The organism is Streptomyces sp. NPDC002181 (assembly GCF_042890485.1).
Taxonomy (GTDB): Bacteria; Actinomycetota; Actinomycetes; order Streptomycetales; family Streptomycetaceae; genus Streptomyces.
In genome coordinates, this window is sequence record NZ_JBIASC010000001.1 from 1211003 (window position 1) to 1230523 (window position 19521).

Genomic DNA, 19521 nt, shown 5'->3' on the forward strand with positions numbered 1-19521 from the left:
ATCAGCTGGGCAGTTCGATGGAGCAGGACACGTAGTCGGCGGGCTCCAGGCTGTAGTCCTCCTTGGCGAACTTCAGCATGGCCTTTCCGGTGGCCGGACCGACGATGCCGTCCGCCGTCAGCTGGATGTAGTACGGCCACTTACCGGCCTGGACCTGGAACCGCTTGATCGCGTCCTGCGTCTCCGGTCCATATCGGCCGTCCTTGGCGACCGGGTGGCCGACGTTCCCGTACAGGCCGGCGAACATCTGCGCGCACTTGACGCCCGGTCCAGAGGTCGAGTAGCCGTAGCCGATCCACGGAGCCCCCGGGCGGGCTTCAGCGGTTCCGGAGAAGGCGGTGACCAGGGCCAGCGAGGCCCCGATTCCGGCGAGCGCCTGCCACGTGTTGCGAAGCTTCATATGCGGAAATCCCCGTATTAGCATGGACATGACCAGCAGATTCTAGCCATGTCCGAAGTGCAGCTCATCGGGAGACACATGCCGTTCGGCTCACACTGGGCCCAGCACAGGCTCGGCGACGTGAAGAAGGCAGTGCGATGACCTACGGGCGCGAATCGATCGACCTGCCCGAGGACCGGGGCTGCCTCCAGTGGGTCCTGGGCGTCCCGCTGGTCCTCGTCTACCTGCCCGCGGCGTACATCTGCTTCCTCCTGCTCGCCGGGGAACCGATCGCGCCCGGGAACCGGCACATGCGCGATGAGGCCGCGACCATGGCCGGCCTCGCGCTGTGCATCAGCTTCGCCGGGCTGCTCCTCTCCCTCCTGCCCGTGTACCGCCGGACGATGAACCCCTGGTGGTACGCCGTACCGCTCGCGCTCGGCGCGATCGCCTACTTCAGCGGGGCCTCCCTGGGCTGAACGCACCGCGGCCCCCGCCCTGGTGGGGGCGGGGGCCGCGAGCGGGTGGGACGGTCAGGCCGCCACCGGGACCGGGGTGCGGTCGGCGGCCGGCTCGTCCAGGGGGGAGGAGGAGGCCGTTTCGTAGGCCTTCTTGTCCAGGATCCCCTCGCGGGCCGCGACCACGACCGGGACCAGGGCCTGGCCGGCGACGTTGGTGGCGGTGCGCATCATGTCGAGGATCGGGTCGATCGCCATCAGCAGGCCGACGCCCTCCAGGGGCAGGCCCAGGGTGGAGAGGGTCAGGGTCAGCATGACCGTGGCGCCCGTCAGGCCGGCCGTGGCGGCCGAGCCGACCACCGAGACGAAGGCGATCAGCAGGTAGTCGGTGATCGTGAGCTGGACGTCGAAGATCTGCGCGATGAAGATCGCGGCGAGCGCCGGGTAGATCGCGGCGCAGCCGTCCATCTTCGTCGTCGCACCGAACGGGACGGCAAAGGAGGCGTACTCCTTCGGGACGCCGAGGCGCTCGGTGACCTTCTGGGTGACCGGCATCGTGCCGACCGAGGAGCGGGAGACGAAGGCCAGCTGGATCGCGGGCCAGGCGCCCTTGAAGAACTGGATGGGGTTGACCTTGGCGACCGTGGCCAGCAGCAGCGGGTAGACGCCGAACATCACGAGCGCGGAGCCGATGTACACGTCCGCGGTGAAGGTCGCGTACTTGCCGATGAGCTCCCAGCCGTACGAGGCGATCGCGGTGCCGATCAGGCCGACGGTGCCGATGGGGGCGAGGCGGATGACCCACCACAGGGCCTTCTGGAGGAGCTCCAGGACCGACTCGGCGACGGTGAGGATCGGCTGGGCCTTGTCGCCGAGCTGGAGGGCGGCGATACCGGCGACGGCGGCCATGAAGACGATCTGGAGCACGTTCAGCTCGGTGAACGGCGTGATGACGTCGGTAGGCACGATGCCGGTCAGGAAGTCGAGCCAGGAGCCGGTGCGCTTGGGCAGCTTGCCGTCCTGCGGGGTGAGGCCGGTTCCGGCGCCCGGGTTGGTCAGCAGGCCGATCGCGAGGCCGATGCCGACCGCGATCAGCGAGGTGATCATGAACCAGAGCAGCGTGCGCGAGGCGAGGCGGGCGGCGTTGTTCACCTTCCGCAGGTTGGTGATCGACACCAGGATCGCGAAGAAGACGAGCGGGGCAACGGCCAGCTTCAGCAGCTGGACGAAGATGTCGCCGACCTGCTCAAGGGTCTTGGCGAGCCAGCTGACGTCCTGGCTGCGGGCGAGCCAGCCGAACAGGACGCCGAGCACGAGACCGGTGACGATCTGGGCCCAGAACGGGAATTTGAAGGAGGCCTTGGCGGGGGCCTGAGGGGTCGCGGACACGGACACACTCCGGTGGTGATGCGCAAAGAAGGGGGGAAGAAGAACGGCGTGGGCTCAGCGACAGCCACAACAGGCCGCGGACACGCGGCGGCAGAGGTCGACGTGCAGGCGCGCCACGAGCGGGACGCTCGCGGTCATTTCGTGCGCAACTGTGGTCAACATGTTTAACACGCTAACACTTTCCCTTTGAGGATCTCAAAGGTGCACTTTGAGTCAGGGACGCACCGCGAAAACGCCGAACCGCCCCGGCGCGCAGGGGAGTCCAGGCGCGGGGGCGGTTCGGGGTGGTGCGTGGCGATTCGGAGTGTGACGCAGCTAACGCGTGCGCGGGAACTCGCGCGGGCGCGGGAACTTACGCGCGGGCGGCGTCGTCGGCCGCGTCCTCCTGGGAGCGGTTCGCGGCGAGCTTCTCCTTCGCGCCCGCGACGCGTCCGGAGATCTGCGCGGACATCTCGTCGCGCTGCTTGCGCAGCAGCACGAAGGAGAGCGGCGCGGAGATCACGAGGGCGAGCAGCACGACCCAGACGGGGTTGGCGTCGCCGAGGCCGGCGGGCACCCAGCCTACGTTGACCAGGACGGCGACCAGGACGAGGCATCCGACGAAGATGCCCAGCCGCATCGCGGTGTAGCGGATCGTCGCGCTCGGCTTGAGGGACACGGTGACCCCTTCTCTCTCGTCGGTACTCGCACTCGGTCGACTGCGTGCCCGTCCAGTGAAGCACGGCGCAGGTTCGGACAAACCCGCCGGGGTCACCCGCCGGCGTCATCCGCCGGGGGTCAGTACAGCGGCAGCAGCATCGTGATGTCGTCCCGGTCGTCGCCCGGGGCCACTCGGATGGCGCCCGGGACGCGGCCGACCTCCTTGTAGCCGCAGGCCGCGTAGAAGTGCTCCAGGCCCAGGCCGCCGCGGCAGCCGAGCCGCACCGCCTCGATGCCGTCGAGCGAACGGGCGGCTTCCTCCACGGCGGCCATCAGCGCGCGGCCCGCGCCGCGGCCCTGCAGCTCGGGGTGGACCATGACGGTGTAGACCCAGACCCAGTGGGCCTGGAGGTCGTGCGCGTTGCGGGCGATGGACGCGAAGGCGACGACCCGACCCGCGCCGTCGCGCCCGACGAGCAGGCTGTTGCGCCCCTCGGCCACCGCCGCGAAGTGCTTGGCCACCTCGGGGCGGACGTCGTCCAGGGTGATCTCGGACGCGAAGCCGACCGCGCCGCCCGCGTTGGAGGCATCGACCCACAGGGCGGCGACGCCTTCGGCCAAGGCGGGGTCGGCAACCGGATCGAAGGTAAAAGTAAGGGTCATGAACGGAGATTATCTATTACTTTCGACACCGGCAAGCAGCTACGCGGAAGGCCCCGGTCCTTGTGGGACCAGGGCCTTCGGGAGGTCTGCGGCGTCAGACGCGCATCGCCTGCGGGGTCTCGCGCAGGTCCGCGTCCGGGCCGGGGTACTCGCGGATGATCTCGTAGCGCGTGTTGCGCTCGACCGGGCGGAAGCCGGCCTCGCGGATGAGCTCCAGCAGATCGTCACGGCCGAGCTTGTTCGGCGTGCCGTAGTTGTCCGCATCGTGCGTGATCTTGTACTCGACGACCGAGCCGTCCATGTCGTCCGCGCCGTGCTGGAGGGCCAGCTGGGCGGTCTGCACGCCGTGCATGACCCAGAAGACCTTCACGTGCGGCACGTTGTCGAACAGCAGCCGGGAGACGGCGAAGGTCTTGAGGGCCTCCGCGCCCGTCGCCATCGTCGTGCGCGCCTGGAGCTTGTTGCGGACCTTGCCGTCCTGCATGTCCACGAAGTCGTGCTGGTAGCGCAGCGGGATGAAGACCTGGAAGCCGCCGGTCTCGTCCTGGAGCTCGCGCAGCCGCAGTACGTGGTCCACGCGGTGGCGCGGCTCCTCGATGTGCCCGTAGAGCATGGTCGACGGGGTCTTGAGGCCCTTGGAGTGCGCCAGCCGGTGGATGCGCGACCAGTCCTCCCAGTGGGTCTTGTGGTCCACGATGTGCTGGCGGACCTCCCAGTCGAAGATCTCCGCGCCGCCACCGGTGAGCGACTCCAGACCGGCCTCGATCAGCTCGTCCAGGATGTCGGAGGCCGACATGCCGGAGATCGTCTCGAAGTGGTGGATCTCGGTCGCCGTGAACGCCTTCAGCGAGACGTTCGGCAGCGCCTCCTTCAGCGCGGAGAGCGAGCGCGGGTAGTACCGCCACGGCAGGCTCGGGTGCAGGCCGTTGACGATGTGCAGCTCGGTGAGGTTGTCGTTCTCCATGGCCTTGGCCAGGCGCACGGCCTCCTCGATGCGCATCGTGTACGCGTCCTTCTCGCCCGGCTTGCGCTGGAACGAGCAGTAGGCGCACGAGGCGGTGCACACGTTCGTCATGTTGAGGTGGCGGTTGACGTTGAAGTGGACGACGTCACCGTTCTTGCGCGTACGCACCTCGTGGGCGAGGCCGCCCAGCCAGGCCAGGTCGTCGGACTCGTAGAGGGCGATGCCGTCCTCACGGGTCAGCCGCTCGCCGGAACGGACCTTCTCCTCCAGCTCACGCTTGAGCCCAGCGTCCATCGGCCGGTCGCCTCCTCGGTTGTCCATCTGTCTGTCCTGCCGCCTGCCTTGCCCGACCCCGCAACCGTACTCTTAGCCCTCTTCGGGCAGGTCCCCGACCCGGTTCTCCCACTTCGTGGAGAGCACGATGGTGGTACGGGTGCGGGAGACGCCCTTGGTGCTGGAGAGCTTGCGGATGATCCGCTCCAGCCCGTCCACGTCGCCCGCGCGGACCTTGAGCATGTACGAGTCGTCCCCGGCGATGAACCAGCAGTCCTCGATCTCCGCCAGGTCTCGCAGGCGGCGGGCCACGTCCTCGTGGTCCGCGGCGTCGGAGAGGGAGATGCCGATGAGGGCCGTGACGCCGAGGCCGAGCGAGGCCGCGTTGACGGTCGCCCGGTAGCCGGTGATCACGCCGGCCGATTCGAGCCGGTTGATCCGGTCGGTGACGCTGGGGCCGGAGAGGCCGACGAGCCGGCCGAGCTCCGCGTACGAGGCACGTCCGTTCTCACGAAGTGCCTGGATGAGCTGCCTATCCACCGCGTCCATATACCTGGAGCCTTCCATTATTCGGCGATCCCGCAAGTTTACGTATAGAATCAAAGGCACACAGGGTCAACACCCTGTGAATCTTTCAACAGATCGGCGATGATCTCGCTGATCTGACGACATCAGGAGTGGTTCACCTTGCACACGATCGAGATGGCCTACGCGCACATGCGACAGCTCCAGGAGCTGGCCAACCGATCCCGCACCGACCAGCCCGCCGCGGCCCGCCGCGTCGACCGGACCCGCAAGCTGCGCACCGACAAGAAGCGCTAGTCACCGCTTGCCTCCCGGGGGGCGGGAAGCCGCACCGAGCTCCCCCTCCCACCTGCGGTACAGCCGGTGCGGCACCCCTGCCGCGTCGAGCACCCGCCCCGCGACGAAATCCACCAGGTCCTGGATGTGCGTCGCACCCGCGTAGAACGCCGGAGAGGCGGGCAGCACCACTGCGCCCGCCTCGTCCAGCGCCACCAGATGCTTGAGCGTCTGTCCGTTCAGCGGGGTCTCCCGCACCGCGACCACCAGCCGGCGCCGCTCCTTGAGCGTCACGCTCGCGACGCGCTGGAGCAGGTCCTTCGACAGCCCGAGCGCCACTCCCGCCACACAGGCCGTGGACGCCGGCACGATCAGCATCCCCTTCACGGGATACGAGCCCGAGCTCGGCCCGGCGGCCAGGTCCCCGGCGCCCCAGTGGCGGACGTCGTCCAGTTCCGGCCGTGCGAAGGTCGCGGGCTTGCCGTCCGCCCCGCGTTCCAGCCAGGCGGCGAGATCGTCCCGCCAGTGCGCGTCGCGGAACGCGATGCCCGTCTCGTCGAGGAGCGTCAGCCGCGAGGCGCGGCTGACCACGAGGTCCACGCTCTCCCCCGCCGCCAGCAGTCCCCGGATCACCGCCGCCGCGTACGGCGTCCCGGACGCCCCGGAAACCCCGACCACCCACGGGGTGCGTTTGCCGTCAGTCATAGCTCCGAGACTATCCGGCCACCGGCGGACGACGCTGAGTAAGGTGACCCGAGCACCGACGGCGGGGGGATCAGGACGTGACCGAGGCACAGCTCCAGGAGTGGAGCGGGACGGACCGTGCCAAGGCGGCCGGGAAACTGATGGCGGGCTGGGTGGCCCTGTTGTGGCTGATCGAGCTGGTCGACCTGGTCACCGGGCACGCCCTCGACGCGTACGGCATATCCCCACGGGACCCCGACCGGCTGATCGGCATCGTGGCCCACCCGTTCCTGCACTTCGGCTTCGGCCATGTGGCGTCGAACAGCGTCCCGCTGCTGGTCCTCGGCTTCATCGCCGCGCTGGGCGGCATACGGCGCTTCCTCGCCGTCAGCGCCCTGATCACCCTCGCCGTCGGCATCGGCTGCTGGCTCGTCGCACCGCCGAACACCCTCGGCGCGGGCGCTTCGGGGCTGGTCTTCGGCCTGTTCGGCTACGTGGTGGTCCGCGGCTTCGTCGAGCGGAAGCCGCTGAACGCGGTGGTGGGTCTGGCCGTCGCCGCGGTCTGGGGCGGCACCTTCCTCCTCGGCGTCCTGCCGACGGACTCCGGGGTCGGCTGGTACGCCCACCTCATCGGCCTGGTGGCCGGCGTGGCCACGGCAGTGCTCCACCGCCGCCCGGCCGCGCCCGCCCCGGTCCGCGACGTGTCCTAGCGTCCTAGAGGGACAGGCCGCGGGCCACCAGGTCCGCCAGGGCGCAGACGAACAGGGCCATGCCGATGAAGCCGTTCACCGTGAAGAAGGCGCGGTTCAGGCGCGACAGGTCGTGCGGCTTCACGATCGTGTGCTCGTACAGGAAGGCCGCCACGACGATCACCAGGCCCGCCCAGAAGAACGGGCCGGCGTCCGTCGCCACCGCGTACCAGGCCAGCAGGGCCGTGGTCACGACGTGCGCGCCGCGCGCCCCCCACAGGGCCGCCGGGACGCCGAAGCGGGCCGGCACCGACCTCACTCCGTCCGCGCGGTCCGCCGCCACGTCCTGGCAGGCGAAGATCAGGTCGAAGCCGCCGATCCAGACGCCCACCGCCAGGCCCAGGATCACCGCGTCCCAGGACCACTCCCCCGTGACCGCCAGCCAGGCGCCCACCGGCCCCATCGCCTGGGCGAGGCCCAGGATCGCGTGCGGGAAGTTCGTGAACCGCTTGCCGTACGGGTACACGACCATCGGGACCACCGCGACCGGCGCCAGCGCCAGGCACAGCGGGTTCAGCAGCGCCGCCGACCCGAGGAAGACGGCCAGCGCGATGCCGGCCCCCGTCCAGGCCGACCGTACGGATACGGCGCCCGTGACGAGCTCGCGCCCGGCGGTGCGCGGGTTCCGGGCGTCGATCTCGCGGTCGATGATGCGGTTCGCGGCCATCGCGAAGGTCCGCAGCCCCACCATGCAGACGGTGACGAGCAGCAGCTCGGCCCAGTGCATGGTGCGGTCGAGCCGGAACATGGCCGTCAGCGCCGCGATGTAGGCGAAGGGCAGCGCGAAGACCGAGTGCTCGATCATGACGAGCCGCAGGAACGCCTTCACCTTGCCGGTCGGCTGCGGCGCCGGGCCGGACCCGATCACCCCGTCGGCGGTCGTCATCATGCGAGTGCTCTCCGGAAGTCTTCGAGGTCGGCGAGCAGTTGCGCCGCCGGGAGCGCGCCCAGTTCCAGGGTCCGGGGGGCGGCGGCGCCGTCCTCCTCTTCCTCGGGCGGGGTGACCCGGGCGGTCAGCCGCCAGGCGTCGGCCGCCGGGCGGGCGTCGATGCGCAGGAAGTCCCCGGCCTCGATGGTGAACGGCTCGCCCGAGGCCAGGGCGGCCTGGAGCTGCTCCGCGAAGCCGTCCGCCTCGACGTCCCGTGCGCCGGGCAGCTCGAACTCGCCGTGGCCCGGGCCGTCCTCGTACATCAGCGCCCAGACGTCGCCGGGTCCGGCGAACTCCTCGGGCGTGACGCCCGTCTGTTCGGCGGCCAGCCGGACGCCCGGGTCCGCCGGGTCGATCTCCGGGCGCAGCAGGGCCACGTAGACCTCGCCGGCGCCCAGGAAGAGCTGGGGACCCCCCACGACAATCGGGCTCACAGGCCGTACTCCTTCCAGCGGCGGTCCACCAGGGCCGCCGTCGCGGGGTCGGACTCCACCATGTCGGGCCAGCCGCCGTCGCGGGTGTAGCCCTCCTCGGGGAGCTTCTTCGTCGCGTCGATGCCCGCCTTGCCGCCCCAGAACTGCTGGTACGAGGCGTGGTCGAGGTGGTCGACCGGGCCTTCCACGACGGTGAGGTCGCGGGAGTAGTCCGTGTTGCCGAGGGCCCGCCAGGACACCTCGTGCAGGTCGTGGACGTCGCAGTCGGAGTCCACGACGATGATCAGCTTGGTGAGCGACATCATGTGGGCGCCCCAGATGGCGTGCATGACCTTCTGGGCGTGCTTGGGGTACTTCTTGTCGATCGAGACGATCGCGCAGTTGTGGAAGCCGCCCGACTCGGGCAGGTGGTAGTCCACGATGTCCGGCACGATGATCTTGAGGAGGGGGAGGAAGAAACGCTCCGTCGCGCGGCCGAGCGGGCCGTCCTCGGTGGGCGGGCGGCCGACGACGATCGACTGGAGGAGCGGGCGCTTGCGCATCGTCACGCAGTCGATCTTCAGGGCCGGGAACGGCTCCTGCGGGGTGTAGAAGCCGGTGTGGTCGCCGAAGGGGCCCTCCGGGAGCATCTCGCCCGGCTCCAGCCAGCCTTCGATGACGACCTCGGCGTTGGCCGGGACCTGGAGCGGGACGGTCTTGCAGTCGACCATCTCGATGCGCTTGCCCGCGACGAACCCGGCGAAGAGGTACTCGTCGATGTCGCCGGGCAGCGGCGCGGTCGACGCGTACGTCACGGCCGGCGGGCAGCCGAAGGCGATCGCGACCGGGAGGCGCTCGCCGCGCTTGGCGGCGACCGCGTAGTGGTTGCGGCTGTCCTTGTGGATCTGCCAGTGCATGCCGATGGTGCGCTTGTCGTGGCGCTGGAGGCGGTAGAGGCCGAGGTTGCGCACGCCGGTCTCGGGGTGCTTGGTGTGCGTGAGGCCGAGGTTGAAGAAGGACCCGCCGTCCTTGGGCCAGGTGAAGAGAGCCGGGAGCCGGTCCAGGTCCACGTCGTCGCCGGTGAGGACGACCTCCTGGACGGGCGCGGACTCGCCCTTCACCTTCTTCGGCGGCACGTGCACCATCGAGCCCAGCTTGCCGAAGGCCTCGCGCACGCCGATGAACCCCTGCGGGAGCTCCGGCTTGAGCAGGCCGCCGATCTTCTCGCTGATCTCGCCGTACGACTTGAGGCCGAGGGCCTTCAGGAGGCGGCGGTCGGTCCCGAAGACGTTCATGGCGAGCGGCATCGCCGAGCCCTTGACGTTCTCGAAGAGGAGGGCGGGACCTCCCGCCTTGTTCACTCTGTCGACGATCTCCCCGATCTCCAGGTACGGGTCGACTTCGGCCTTGATGCGCTTGAGGTCGCCCTCTCGCTCCAGAGCCCGGAGCAGCGAGCGGAGATCGTCGTAAGCCATAGGGGCCAGTATCCGTCACCGGCTAGCCTGGGGGTGTCACCGGGGCCCGAGGCGGGTCCCCCGTCACTGCTGGGGAGTCGGTCCCACACCGTGCTGCGCTATCTGCCGTTCCTGCTGATCATCGCGCTGACCATCTACGCCTTCATCGACTGTCTGAACACGCCGGAGGAAGAGGTCAAGCACCTCCCCAAGGTGGTGTGGGTGATCATCATCCTGCTGTTCTCGATCGTCGGACCGGTGGTCTGGCTGTTCGCGGGCCGGCAGCGCTCCGCGGTGGGCGGCGGACGTGCGCGGCGCACCCAGTGGGTCGCCCCCGACGACAACCCCGAGTTCCTGCGCTCCCTGAACGAGGACCGCGACAAGGACAAGGACAAGGACTGACGTTCCCCGTCACCGGGCCCAGGGCAGGACGCGGGGCTCCTCTTCTCCCGGGACCGTGACCAGGGCGTCCGAGCGCATCGCCACGTGGGCCTCGGCCGCCTCCACGGCGTGGACGCGCCGCAGTACGTGCGGCGGGAGGACCAGGGTCCGGCCCGCCGCGATCTCCTCCGTGCGGCCGGCCGACGTGACCCGCACGGTGCCCGCGGTGACCGTCCACACCTGTTCGCGGTCGACGGAGTGCTCCGGGCCGCGGAGGAGCACCTCGCCGTCGCCGGGCGGGTCCTGCACGAGCTGGAGGCCGAGCTCGGCACCCGCGTCGTCCTCGCCGCCCTGCGCCGGGAACTCACCGGCCTTCTCGGCACGCTGAACGGTGACGGGGAGCTCCCGCCCCTGCGGCCCGTCTGGCATTGAACACGTTCAAGGCGGCTGTAAGAATGGGCGGATGCCGAGGAACAGCGGGGGACCGCGGGTCGTCGACACGATCCTGCGCAATCTCCTCGCGTACGGGGTCGCCGTCGCCGCCCTGCTCGCCATGGCCGGCGGCGATCCGCACGCCGCCCACTCCACCCCCGCCGTCTACGACGCCCGTACCGACGAGATCGTCGGCACCTGGCGCTGCGTCGACGGCACCGAGGTCGTCTTCCGGGCCGACGGGAGCGCCGCCGTCACCCTCCTCAACGGGCAGGAGCGGGACTACGACCACGGTTGGCGCCTCTCCGGCACCGGCACCTGGAAGCTCATCAGCCGCGAACGCGCCGGCTGGAACTACGGCCAGCACGTGCGCCTGCGCCTGCCCGACCTCTACAAGTGGACCTTCGAGCTGCGCCGCGACCACCGGCAGACGCTGGAGCTGTACTTCTTCTACGGCGATCCGGACGCCCGCAGCGCCTACGTCCTGGAGAAGGACCCGTAGGACGCGCGCAGCTGCGCCCAGCGGGCGTCGGTCCACCGGGACCAGTCCGTCGGATGGCCTTGCAGGGCGGATTCCAGCAGCTCGAAGTGGTGGTGCCAGGCGGCCAGGCAGTCGAGGCGCTCCTCGTCCGTCCCCGCCCGCTCGTCGAGGAAGCGGATCACGGTCGAGTCCGTGCCCACCGCCTCCAGGTGGAAGCGCATCCGGCCGTGCCCGTCCACCGTGTACTCGACGACCCGCTCGACGTCCCACGCCGTGACGTGGCCGGAGACCATGGACCCGCCGTTCAGCCAGTGCAGGGTGACGGCCCCGCCCAGCCTGCGCTCCAGTACGTCCGCCGCCGCCAGCCAGCCGCGCAGCCCGTCCGCCGTGGTCAGGGCGGGCCACACGGCCTCGTACGCGCTCGGGACGTGGACCTCGAAGCGCAGCAGCCAGCGGCCCTCGCCGCGGCTCTCACTGGTGGCATGACTCACCGGTGCCGGCCTCATGCCACCAGCGTCCCACTCCCGCGGGCACCGCGCCCGCGGGTGCGCCTTCCCGCCCGTCAGACGCCCGCGTACGAGTGCTTGCCGCTGAGCAGGATGTTCACGCCGTAGTAGTTCCAGATCCAGCAGGCGAAGGCGAAGAGCGCGAGGTACGCGGCCTTGCGGCCCTTCCAGCCGGCGGTGGCGCGGGCGTGCAGGTAGCAGGCGTACGCCACCCAGGTCACGAAGGACCAGACCTCCTTGGGGTCCCAGCCCCAGTAGCGGCCCCAGGCGTCGCCCGCCCAGATCGCGCCCGCGACGATGGTGAAGGTCCACAGCGGGAACACGGCCGCGTTGATCCGGTACGAGAACTTGTCGAGCGAGGCCGCCGAGGGCAGGCGCTCCAGCACCGAGGAGCGGAAGCGCCCCACCGTGCGGCCCTGCTCCAGGTGGCTCTCGTAGGAGTCGCGGAAGAGGTAGAGGACCGCGCCGGCCGCTCCGATGTAGAAGACCGCTCCGCAGAAGATCGCGGTGGAGACGTGGATCCACAGCCAGTACGAGTGCAGGGCCGGGACCAGCTGGTCGCTGGCGGTGTAGAGCCAGGTGGTGGCGATGCCGAGGTCCAGCAGGACCGTGGTGACGAGGATCAGGCCGAGCCAGCGGACGTTCTTCTTCAGCGCCAGGAGCGCCAGGTAGGCGCCGACCGCGACGGTGGAGAAGGTCACCGAGAACTCGTACATGTTGCCCCAGGGGGCCCGCTGCACGGACATCGCGCGGGTCACGACGCCGCCCGCCTCGATGACGAAGGCCAGGGTGGTCAGCGAGACCGCGATCCGGCCGTACAGGTCGCCGTTCTCGGTGCCGCCGGCCGCGCCGGGGCCGTCCGGGACGTCGCGGGTGCCGGCGGCGGAGCGGGTGACGACCTTCGGCTTGTCGAGGACCGCCGTGCCTCCCTTGCCGCGCACCTGCACGGCGGGGGCGTCGGCCACCGCGGCCCTGGCGCCGGTCAGCGCCGCGGCCGTACGGCCCACCTTGCTGCGGCTGCCGAAGGTCCACTCGGCGATGTGCGCGAAGAAGGCGAGCATGTAGACCGCCATCGACGAATAGACCAGGTAATTGCTGATCTGCGCCAAATTCTCGTTGACTTCGGCTGCGAGCGGCGTCATCCGCGCTCCCCTTCGACAGGTTCCTTGACAGGTTGGTCGGGCGCCGTGGGCGCCTGCTGGTGGAGGGCGGCGGCGAGCTGCCCCAGCTCCTCGGGGAGCTTGGCCGACTCACTGCGGCCGAGGCCCGCCATCTCGACGACGGTCACGCCGTCCTTGCCGGTCACCGCGCGCACCCAGACCCGGCGGCGCTGGATGAACAGCGAGGCGGCCAGGCCGCCGATCGCGGCGATCGCGCCTCCGAGGGCGAGCCCGCTGCCGGGCTGGCGGGTGATCGAGAAGGTGGCCCAGCGCTCGATGCCCTCGAACTTCACGGTGCCCGCGCCGTTCGGGAGTTCCATGGTCTCGCCGGGCAGCAGCCGCTTCTTGAACAGCTGCCCGTCGGGGTCCTTGTACTCCTGCATCTTGGAGGTGTTCAGCTGGTACACGTTCTGCGGCAGGCCCGAGTCCACGCCGAGGCTGCCGTGGTAGGCGCTGAGCGCGAGGACCGGGAACTTCAGGTCCGGGAACTGGGAGAGCATCGTGCCCTTGCCCTCGCCGGCGAAGGTCGGCACGAACATGGCGTTGAAGCCGAGCTGCTCCTTCTTGCCGTCCGTGTTCCGGTAGCCGTCCGGCACCTTGACCGCGCCGGAGGAGCTCAGGTTCGAGTCGAAGGGCAGCATCGGCACGGCGTCCTTGTAGATCACCTTGCCGGTCGGGTCGGTCACCGAGATGACCGGCGCGTAGCCGTGGCCGAGCAGGTAGACCTTGGAGCCGTCGACCTCCATCGGCTTGTTGACCTGGATCTCGCGCTTCTGCGGGGTGCCGTCCGCGCCGTCGCTGAAGGTCACGTACGCCTTGAAGTCGCGCGCGGTGCCCTTCTGCGGGCCGTTCTCCTCGTACGTGGCGTCGAACTTGTCGAGCGTGAAGGAGAAGGGCGACAGGTCGTCGGGGTCGAACCAGCTGCCGTACTTGAAGTCGTCGTACTGGGTGAGCGTGTTCGCGAAGCCCTTGCCGCGCAGGACGAGCTTGCCGCCCTCGGACTTGAACAGCTGGCCCCAGGCGAACGCGATCAGCATCACGATCAGGGCGACGTGGAAGAGCAGGTTGCCGGCCTCGCGCAGGTAGCCCTTCTCGGCGGCGACGGCGGACGTGCCCGCCTCGGTACGGAACCGCCGGCCGCCCAGGATGGTCTTCGCCTGCGCGAGGACCTCCTCGGGGGACTTCTCCGTACGCCACGTCGCGTACGCGGGCAGCCGGTCAAGGCGCCGGGGGGCGCCGGGCGGGCGGCCGGTGAGCTGGCCGACGAACTGCCAGCTGCGCGGGACGATGCAGCCGATCAGCGAGATGAACAGCAGCAGGTAGATCGCGGAGAACCACACCGAGCTGTAGACGTCGAAGAGCTGGAGCTTCTCGGCGAGCGGGACCCAGAAGGAGTGGTCGCCCTTCCACTTGGCCACCTTCATCGCGTCGACCTGGTTCTGCGGGACGAGCGAGCCGGGGATGGAGCCCAGGGAGAGCAGGAAGAGGAGGATCAGCGCCACTCGCATGGAGGTGAGCTGGCGCCAGAACCAGCGGACCCAGCCGATCACGCCGATGCCGACGGGGCCGCCGGTGTCCTCCGCAGGGGCGGTGGACAGCTGTGCGCCGGCCGCCGCGTCCGCCCTGTCTGCTGCGTCCGGGGCGTCCTCGGACGGGTTCGGCGCCTCGGTGGACGCCTTGTCTGTCGTACTCATGTCCGTGTAGTCCTCAGATCCCCACCGTGAAGCCTTGGGTCCAGATCCTCATGTCGTCGACGATGCTGGCCCACAAACCTGTGACGAGCAGCAGACCGGTCAGGACCAGCATGCCGCCCCCGATCCGCATCACCCACGCATAGTGCTGCTTCACCCAGCCGAATGCACCGAGCGCCTTGCGGAAGGCGATCGCGGCGAGGACGAAGGGCAGGCCCAGGCCCAGACAGTAGGCGACGGTCAGCAGTGCGCCCCGGCCGGCGCTGGCCTGGTCCAGGGAGAGGGTGCTGACGGCGGCGAGGGTCGGGCCCATGCAGGGGGTCCAGCCGACACCGAACAGCACGCCGAGCAGCGGTGCGCCGATCAGGCCGGCGGCCGGCTTCTTGTGGAAGCGGAACTCCCGCATCGTCAGCCCCGGGATCAGGCCCATGAAGAAGAGGCCGAGGACGATCACGAGACCGCCGAGGATGCGGGAGATCATGTCCCGGTTCGCCTGGAGCGTGCCGCCGAAGTACCCGAAGAGCGCGCCGGTCGAGACGAACACGGCCGTGAAGCCGAGGATGAACAGGCCCGCTCCGGCCAGCATCCGGCCGCGCCGGGCCTCGGCGAGGTCGGCCCCGCTGATGCCGGTGACGTAGGAGAGGTAGCCGGGGACCAGCGGGAGCACGCAGGGCGAGAAGAAGGAGACGAGTCCGGCGAGGACCGAGATGGGCAGTGCCAGCATCAGGGCCCCGTCGAGGACCGTCGCGTTCACGCCGGTCGGCTCGGCGGCCAGGGTGAGGAGCTGGGGGAGCACTCGGTCACTGCTCCGCGAGCACGGGGTCGATCATGGCGCGCAGCTGCTGATCGCTGATCGCGACGAGCGTGCGGGCGGCGACCCTGCCCTGCTTGTCGAGCACGATCGTGGAGGGGATGGCCTGCGGGTTGAGCGTGCCGGCGGGGAAGCGGAGCAGCAGCTTGCCGTCCGGGTCGTAGAGGCTCGGGTAGGTGATCCCGAAGTTCTCCTCGAACGAGGCGGCGTTCTGCTTGCTCGTGTCGCGGGTGTTGATGCCGACGAACTGCACGTCCTTGCCGGCGTCCGCGAGCTCCTTCGACACCTTCGCGAAGTTCGGGGCCTCGGCGCGGCACGGCGGGCACCAGGAGCCCCACACGTTGAGGACGACGACCTTGCCCTTGAGGGACGTGGTGTCGAGCGTCTTGCCGTCGACGGTCTCGCCGTCCAGCTTGGGGGCCTCGGTGCGCGAGCCCTGGGCGACGGTGGAGATGCCACTGGTGCCGGTCACGTAGTTGCCGCCGGCGGAGCCGTTCGGCTTGCCGTCGTCATCGCACGCCGACAGGGTCAGAGCGCCCGCGAGGGTCACCGCGGTGAGCAGGAGAGCACGGCCAATTCTCATGTGAAAAGTTTCGCATGAGCGATTTGCGGATCTTTCCCGCCCCCCGAGGGTGCGCGGAGCCGCTGGTCAGACGGCGGAGAGGTACGCGTTCCAGCCGCCGGCCGGCGACTGACCCGGTGCCAGCTCCTGGAGCCTGGCGAGCAGCTTGGGGTCCTGTACGTCGATCCAGTCGGCGAACTGCCGGAAGGAGACGAGTCGTACGTCCTTTTTGTCCGACATGCCCTTGAGGGCTTCCTCGACGGCATCCATGTAGATGCCCCCGTTCCACTCCTCGAAGTGGTTGCCGATGAACATCGGCGCGCGGTTCGTCTCGTACGCCCGCCGGAAGCCGCCGAGGTAGGAGGCGGTGGCCTGGGTGCGCCAGGCAGGGTAGTTGGAGGGCATGCCGCGGGTGGTGTTCTTCGACTGGTTGGCGAGGATGTTGTAGTCCATCGACAGCACTTCGAAGGAGTGCCCGGGGAAGGGCATGGACTGCAGCGGCAGGTCCCAGACGCCCGACTTCTTCACCGGCCACACCTGGACGCCGCCGGGCGAGGAGGCGTCGTAGCGCCAGCCCAGCTTCTGGGCGACGGGCAGCAGGTTGTCCTGGCCCAGCAGGCACGGGGTGCGGCCGCCGACCAGCTCCTTGCCGTAGTCGAAGGGCAGCGGTTCGATGTCGGTGAAGCCGGTGTTGGTCCGCCAGCCCGTGACGAACGACACGGCCTGGTCGATCTCGCTCTGCCAGTCGTCCGCGGTCCAGTGGGCCACGGAACCGGAGCCGCCGCAGAAGTGGCCGTTGAAGTGGGTGCCCACCTCGTGGCCGTCGAGCCAGGCCCGGCGCACGCAGTCGAGCGTGTTGCGGACGTTCTCGTCCTTGAGGTAGCCGATGTCGGAGGCCCCGACGGGGTTGTTCGGCGGCTTGTAGAGGTCCTTCTTCGACTCGGGCAGGAGGTAGAGGCCGGAGAGGAAGAAGGTCATGGCCGCGCCGTGGTCCTTGGCCAGCTTGAGGAAGCGCGGGAAGAGGCCGTTGCCGATCTCCCCCGCCCCGTCCCAGCTGAACACCACGAACTGCGGTGGCGTCTCGCCGGGCTGGAGCGGTACGGGCTTGGCCGGCTGGTGGGGCTGCGGGCCGGTGTCGGCGGTGGAGCCGTCGCCGATCGGCCGGATGGCCGCCCCGGACGGGGACTCGCCGGGACCGCCGCCGGGACCGCCGGGGCGGGGGCGGCCCGGGCGGTCGTCGGCTCCGCAGCCGACGACTCCGGCGGCGACCGCCGCCGCGCCGAGCCCGAGCACTCCCCTTCGGGTGAAGTCGCGCGTCGTTTCGCTCATGAATAGTCACATAAACGGACTTTTCAGCGAAGTCGAGTTCCGCCGCGGCGTTTCGCGTACGACTTGTACTACTTTTTAAGCGCCGAACGCCTTGGACTTGCCCTTCACGGGCTTCGCACCCGCGAGCAGGTGCGCCGGGACCAGGTCCCGCGCCGGCTCGCTGTAGCCCACCGACACCAGCCGGTCGTCCTCGTACGTGAACGACGTCAGCGAGGCCAGCGTGCACTGCCGGCGCCGCGGGTCGTGCCACAGCCGCCGCTTCTCCGCGAAGCTGCGCACGATCCAGATCGGCAGCTGGTGGCTGACCGCCACCGCCTCGTGGCCGCGCGCCGCGTCGCGCGCCGCCTCGATGGCGCTCGTCATGCGGACGACCTGCTCCACGTACGGCTCGCCCCAGGACGGCCTGAACGGGTTCGTCAGGTGCTTCCAGTTGGCGGGCTTGCGCAGCGCGCCGTCACCGACGCCGAAGGTCTTGCCCTCGAAGACGTTCCCCGCCTCCAGCAGCCGCGCGTCGCTCGCCACGACCAGGCCGTGGGCCTTGGCGACCGGCGCCGCCGTCTCCTGCGCCCGCTCCAGCGGGGAGGAGACGACGTACGTGATGTCACGGCCCTGCAGGTGGTCCGCGACGCGCTCGGCCATCTCGCGGCCCAGCTCGGAGAGGTGGTAGCCGGCGCGGCGCCCGTACAGGACCCCGTCCGGGTTGTGCACCTCTCCGTGGCGCATCAGGTGGACGACGGTGATCTCGCTCATGCGGTGGCCTCCGGGGTGGCCTGCGCGGCGGCGCGGGCGGCGGCGGGGAGCGCGGCGGCGATCCGCTCGACCGCCCGCTCGTCGTGGGCGGTCGAGACGAACCAGGACTCGAACGCGGACGGCGGCAGGTAGACGCCCTGCGACAGCATCGAGTGGAAGAAGCCGTTGAAGCGGAAGGACTCCTGCTTCTTGGCGTCGTCGTAGTTCTTGACCTCGTCCTCGGTGAAGAAGACGGAGAACATGTTGGACGCGGTCTGCAGCCGGTGCGCCACGCCCTCCTTGGCGAGCGCGTCCGTGACCAGGCCCTGGATCTGCGCGGAGACCGCGTCGACCTTCTCGTACGCGGCCGTGTCCAGCAGCCGCAGCTGCGCGAGGCCGGCGGCGGTGGCGATCGGGTTGCCGGAGAGCGTGCCCGCCTGGTAGACCGGGCCGACCGGCGCCAGGTGGCCCATCACGTCGGCGCGGCCGCCGAAGGCCGCGGCCGGGAAGCCGCCGCCCATGACCTTGCCGAAGGTCATCAGGTCGGGCTTGACCCCGTCGACGCCGTACCAGCCGGCGCGGGAGGTGCGGAAACCCGTCATGACCTCGTCGGAGATGTACAGCGCGCCGTCCGCGCGGCACAGGTCCGCCAGACCCTGGTTGAAACCGGGCGCCGGGGTCACGACGCCCATGTTGCCGGGCGCGGCCTCGGTGATCACGCAGGCGATCTCGCCGGGGTGCGCGGCGAACGCCGCCCGTACCGCTTCGAGGTCGTTGTACGGCAGCACGATCGTGTCGCCGGCCTGCGCGCCCGTCACCCCGGGGGTGTCCGGCAGCGCGAAAGTCGCCAAACCGGAACCGGCCGCGGCCAGCAGCGCGTCCACGTGGCCGTGATAGCAGCCCGCGAACTTGACGACCTTCGCCCGGCCCGTGAAGCCGCGCGCGAGGCGGATCGCCGACATGGTCGCCTCGGTGCCCGAGGACACCAGACGGACCTGTTCCACGGGCTCGATGCGCTCGACGATCTCCTCGGCGAGGGCGACCTCGCCCTCACCGGGCGTGCCGAAGGAGGTGCCGCGGGCGACGGCGGCCTGGATGGCCTCCACCACGGCCGGGTGGGCGTGGCCGAGAATCATCGGTCCCCACGAGCAGACCAGGTCGACGTACTCGCGGCCGTCGGCATCGGTCAGGTACGGACCGGTACCGGACACCATGAACCTGGGCGTTCCGCCCACGGCGCGGAACGCGCGCACCGGAGAGTTCACGCCGCCAGGCGTCACGAGGGACGCACGGTCAAAGAGAGTCTGCGAGACTTTGGCTTCATACGGGTACGGGTAGCTCACACCAGCCATGGTCTCATCAGGCCGCGACTGACTTGCGGACGGGCGTTTCACCGCGCCGCCCCGGGGGAGGTCACTGCCATGATGATCAGGCTGCGTGGCGGGGGCCGCGGGGCCGGGGCAGGCAAGACCAGTCGGGTGGAGATATGCAACGCGGTGGTGGACCGGGCGAGGGTACGGACGGCCTCGACCCGCAGCGCGCCCGCGAGGCCCGCGAAGCCCGCCGCCGCGGCAAGCACCGGCGCCGGGCCGCGGACGCGGCCGATCCGGTACCGGGACCGCTGGAGTCCCCCGACGGCCTGCCC

General features: G+C 70.1%; 24 protein-coding genes. 5 read left to right on the forward strand and 19 right to left on the reverse strand.

The genetic code is table 11. From position 1 onward, the window contains the following. Nucleotide 1 precedes the first annotated feature (1 nt). Entirely contained in the window at nucleotides 2-400 is a 399-nt protein-coding gene (locus tag ACFYXV_RS05630) for a peptidoglycan-binding domain-containing protein (RefSeq protein WP_389382056.1), read from the reverse strand. A 137-nt stretch (nucleotides 401-537) separates the two neighbouring features. Here ACFYXV_RS05630 and ACFYXV_RS05635 point away from each other — a divergent pair, with 137 nt between their 5' ends. Next, entirely contained in the window at nucleotides 538-858 is a 321-nt protein-coding gene (locus ACFYXV_RS05635) for a hypothetical protein (RefSeq protein ID WP_389382057.1), read from the forward strand. A 54-nt stretch (nucleotides 859-912) separates the two neighbouring features. On the opposite strand, the gene ACFYXV_RS05640 is transcribed toward ACFYXV_RS05635, so the two are convergent. From ACFYXV_RS05640 to ACFYXV_RS05660, 5 genes are all read right to left on the reverse strand, one after another. After that, nucleotides 913-2232 (reverse strand): dicarboxylate/amino acid:cation symporter, encoded by a 1320-nt coding sequence (locus ACFYXV_RS05640; RefSeq protein WP_385467378.1) that lies wholly within the window; start codon nucleotides 2230-2232, stop codon nucleotides 913-915. Between the two features lie 346 nt (nucleotides 2233-2578). Next, the gene (locus ACFYXV_RS05645) at nucleotides 2579-2845 is read right to left on the reverse strand and encodes a DUF4229 domain-containing protein (protein WP_048474625.1); all 267 of its coding nucleotides are present in this window, start codon (nucleotides 2843-2845) and stop codon (nucleotides 2579-2581) included. A gap of 158 nt (nucleotides 2846-3003) precedes the next feature. Further along, nucleotides 3004-3528 (reverse strand): GNAT family N-acetyltransferase, encoded by a 525-nt coding sequence (locus tag ACFYXV_RS05650; protein WP_385467375.1) that lies wholly within the window; start codon nucleotides 3526-3528, stop codon nucleotides 3004-3006. A 94-nt stretch (nucleotides 3529-3622) separates the two neighbouring features. Beyond that, nucleotides 3623-4786 (reverse strand): aminofutalosine synthase MqnE, encoded by a 1164-nt coding sequence (gene mqnE, locus ACFYXV_RS05655; RefSeq protein ID WP_048474516.1) that lies wholly within the window; start codon nucleotides 4784-4786, stop codon nucleotides 3623-3625. 72 nt (nucleotides 4787-4858) lie between these two features. Continuing rightward, the gene (locus tag ACFYXV_RS05660; RefSeq protein ID WP_030161227.1) at nucleotides 4859-5314 is read right to left on the reverse strand and encodes an Lrp/AsnC family transcriptional regulator; all 456 of its coding nucleotides are present in this window, start codon (nucleotides 5312-5314) and stop codon (nucleotides 4859-4861) included. A gap of 138 nt (nucleotides 5315-5452) precedes the next feature. On the opposite strand from ACFYXV_RS05660, the gene ACFYXV_RS05665 reads away from it, so the two are divergent. Then, nucleotides 5453-5587, forward strand: coding sequence for a hypothetical protein (locus ACFYXV_RS05665; protein WP_383344330.1), 135 nt, complete (start codon nucleotides 5453-5455; stop codon nucleotides 5585-5587). Here ACFYXV_RS05665 and ACFYXV_RS05670 read toward each other — a convergent pair whose 3' ends face one another. Then, nucleotides 5588-6271, reverse strand: a complete 684-nt coding sequence (locus ACFYXV_RS05670; RefSeq protein WP_385467370.1) for a UbiX family flavin prenyltransferase — start codon at nucleotides 6269-6271, stop codon at nucleotides 5588-5590. 77 nt (nucleotides 6272-6348) lie between these two features. Between ACFYXV_RS05670 and ACFYXV_RS05675 the strand changes: the two genes are divergently transcribed. Further along, complete coding sequence (locus ACFYXV_RS05675) at nucleotides 6349-6960, forward strand: rhomboid family intramembrane serine protease (RefSeq protein ID WP_389382058.1); 612 nt, start codon at nucleotides 6349-6351, stop codon at nucleotides 6958-6960. Nucleotides 6961-6964: 4 nt separating this feature from the next. Here the strand turns inward: ACFYXV_RS05675 and mqnP are convergent, their stop codons facing one another. Genes mqnP through ACFYXV_RS05690 form a run of 3 tightly spaced genes read right to left on the reverse strand, consistent with a single transcriptional unit; the run spans nucleotide 6965 to nucleotide 9815 of the window. Continuing rightward, a complete protein-coding gene (gene mqnP / locus ACFYXV_RS05680) occupies nucleotides 6965-7888 on the reverse strand; it encodes a menaquinone biosynthesis prenyltransferase MqnP (RefSeq protein ID WP_385467367.1) in 924 nt (307 codons plus the stop codon). After that, nucleotides 7885-8361, reverse strand: coding sequence for a hypothetical protein (locus ACFYXV_RS05685; RefSeq protein WP_389382059.1), 477 nt, complete (start codon nucleotides 8359-8361; stop codon nucleotides 7885-7887). The genes mqnP and ACFYXV_RS05685 overlap by 4 nt, the downstream gene beginning before the upstream one ends. After that, on the reverse strand, nucleotides 8358-9815 hold the full coding sequence (locus tag ACFYXV_RS05690; protein ID WP_383344345.1) for a menaquinone biosynthesis decarboxylase: 1458 nt from the start codon (nucleotides 9813-9815) through the stop codon (nucleotides 8358-8360). Before ACFYXV_RS05690 ends, ACFYXV_RS05685 begins: the two co-directional genes overlap by 4 nt. 90 nt (nucleotides 9816-9905) lie before the next feature. Here ACFYXV_RS05690 and ACFYXV_RS05695 point away from each other — a divergent pair, with 90 nt between their 5' ends. Further along, complete coding sequence (locus ACFYXV_RS05695) at nucleotides 9906-10196, forward strand: PLD nuclease N-terminal domain-containing protein (protein WP_383344348.1); 291 nt, start codon at nucleotides 9906-9908, stop codon at nucleotides 10194-10196. A 9-nt stretch (nucleotides 10197-10205) separates the two neighbouring features. On the opposite strand, the gene ACFYXV_RS05700 is transcribed toward ACFYXV_RS05695, so the two are convergent. Further along, nucleotides 10206-10604, reverse strand: coding sequence for a cupin domain-containing protein (locus ACFYXV_RS05700; RefSeq protein ID WP_389382060.1), 399 nt, complete (start codon nucleotides 10602-10604; stop codon nucleotides 10206-10208). A gap of 34 nt (nucleotides 10605-10638) precedes the next feature. Here ACFYXV_RS05700 and ACFYXV_RS05705 point away from each other — a divergent pair, with 34 nt between their 5' ends. Further along, nucleotides 10639-11109, forward strand: a complete 471-nt coding sequence (locus ACFYXV_RS05705; protein WP_383344357.1) for a hypothetical protein — start codon at nucleotides 10639-10641, stop codon at nucleotides 11107-11109. Here the strand turns inward: ACFYXV_RS05705 and ACFYXV_RS05710 are convergent. The 8 genes from ACFYXV_RS05710 to hemL form a co-directional block, all read right to left on the reverse strand. Next, on the reverse strand, nucleotides 11085-11594 hold the full coding sequence (locus ACFYXV_RS05710) for an SRPBCC domain-containing protein (protein ID WP_389382061.1): 510 nt from the start codon (nucleotides 11592-11594) through the stop codon (nucleotides 11085-11087). The two genes, ACFYXV_RS05705 and ACFYXV_RS05710, sit on opposite strands and share 25 nt — an antisense overlap. Nucleotides 11595-11650: 56 nt before the next feature. Beyond that, the gene (gene ccsB / locus ACFYXV_RS05715) at nucleotides 11651-12736 is read right to left on the reverse strand and encodes a c-type cytochrome biogenesis protein CcsB (protein ID WP_385467355.1); all 1086 of its coding nucleotides are present in this window, start codon (nucleotides 12734-12736) and stop codon (nucleotides 11651-11653) included. Continuing rightward, entirely contained in the window at nucleotides 12733-14448 is a 1716-nt protein-coding gene (locus ACFYXV_RS05720) for a cytochrome c biogenesis protein ResB (RefSeq protein ID WP_389382062.1), read from the reverse strand. The genes ccsB and ACFYXV_RS05720 overlap by 4 nt, the downstream gene beginning before the upstream one ends. 13 nt (nucleotides 14449-14461) lie before the next feature. Continuing rightward, the gene (locus tag ACFYXV_RS05725) at nucleotides 14462-15169 is read right to left on the reverse strand and encodes a cytochrome c biogenesis CcdA family protein (protein WP_383493184.1); all 708 of its coding nucleotides are present in this window, start codon (nucleotides 15167-15169) and stop codon (nucleotides 14462-14464) included. 76 nt (nucleotides 15170-15245) lie between these two features. Continuing rightward, nucleotides 15246-15839, reverse strand: a complete 594-nt coding sequence (locus ACFYXV_RS05730; RefSeq protein ID WP_385467349.1) for a TlpA family protein disulfide reductase — start codon at nucleotides 15837-15839, stop codon at nucleotides 15246-15248. Between the two features lie 66 nt (nucleotides 15840-15905). Then, entirely contained in the window at nucleotides 15906-17147 is a 1242-nt protein-coding gene (locus tag ACFYXV_RS05735) for a hypothetical protein (protein ID WP_385467346.1), read from the reverse strand. Nucleotides 17148-17222: 75 nt separating this feature from the next. Beyond that, nucleotides 17223-17897 (reverse strand): histidine phosphatase family protein, encoded by a 675-nt coding sequence (locus ACFYXV_RS05740; protein ID WP_385467343.1) that lies wholly within the window; start codon nucleotides 17895-17897, stop codon nucleotides 17223-17225. After that, nucleotides 17894-19228, reverse strand: coding sequence for a glutamate-1-semialdehyde 2,1-aminomutase (hemL, locus tag ACFYXV_RS05745; protein ID WP_385467340.1), 1335 nt, complete (start codon nucleotides 19226-19228; stop codon nucleotides 17894-17896). Before hemL ends, ACFYXV_RS05740 begins: the two co-directional genes overlap by 4 nt. Between the last annotated feature and the right edge of the window lie 293 nt (nucleotides 19229-19521).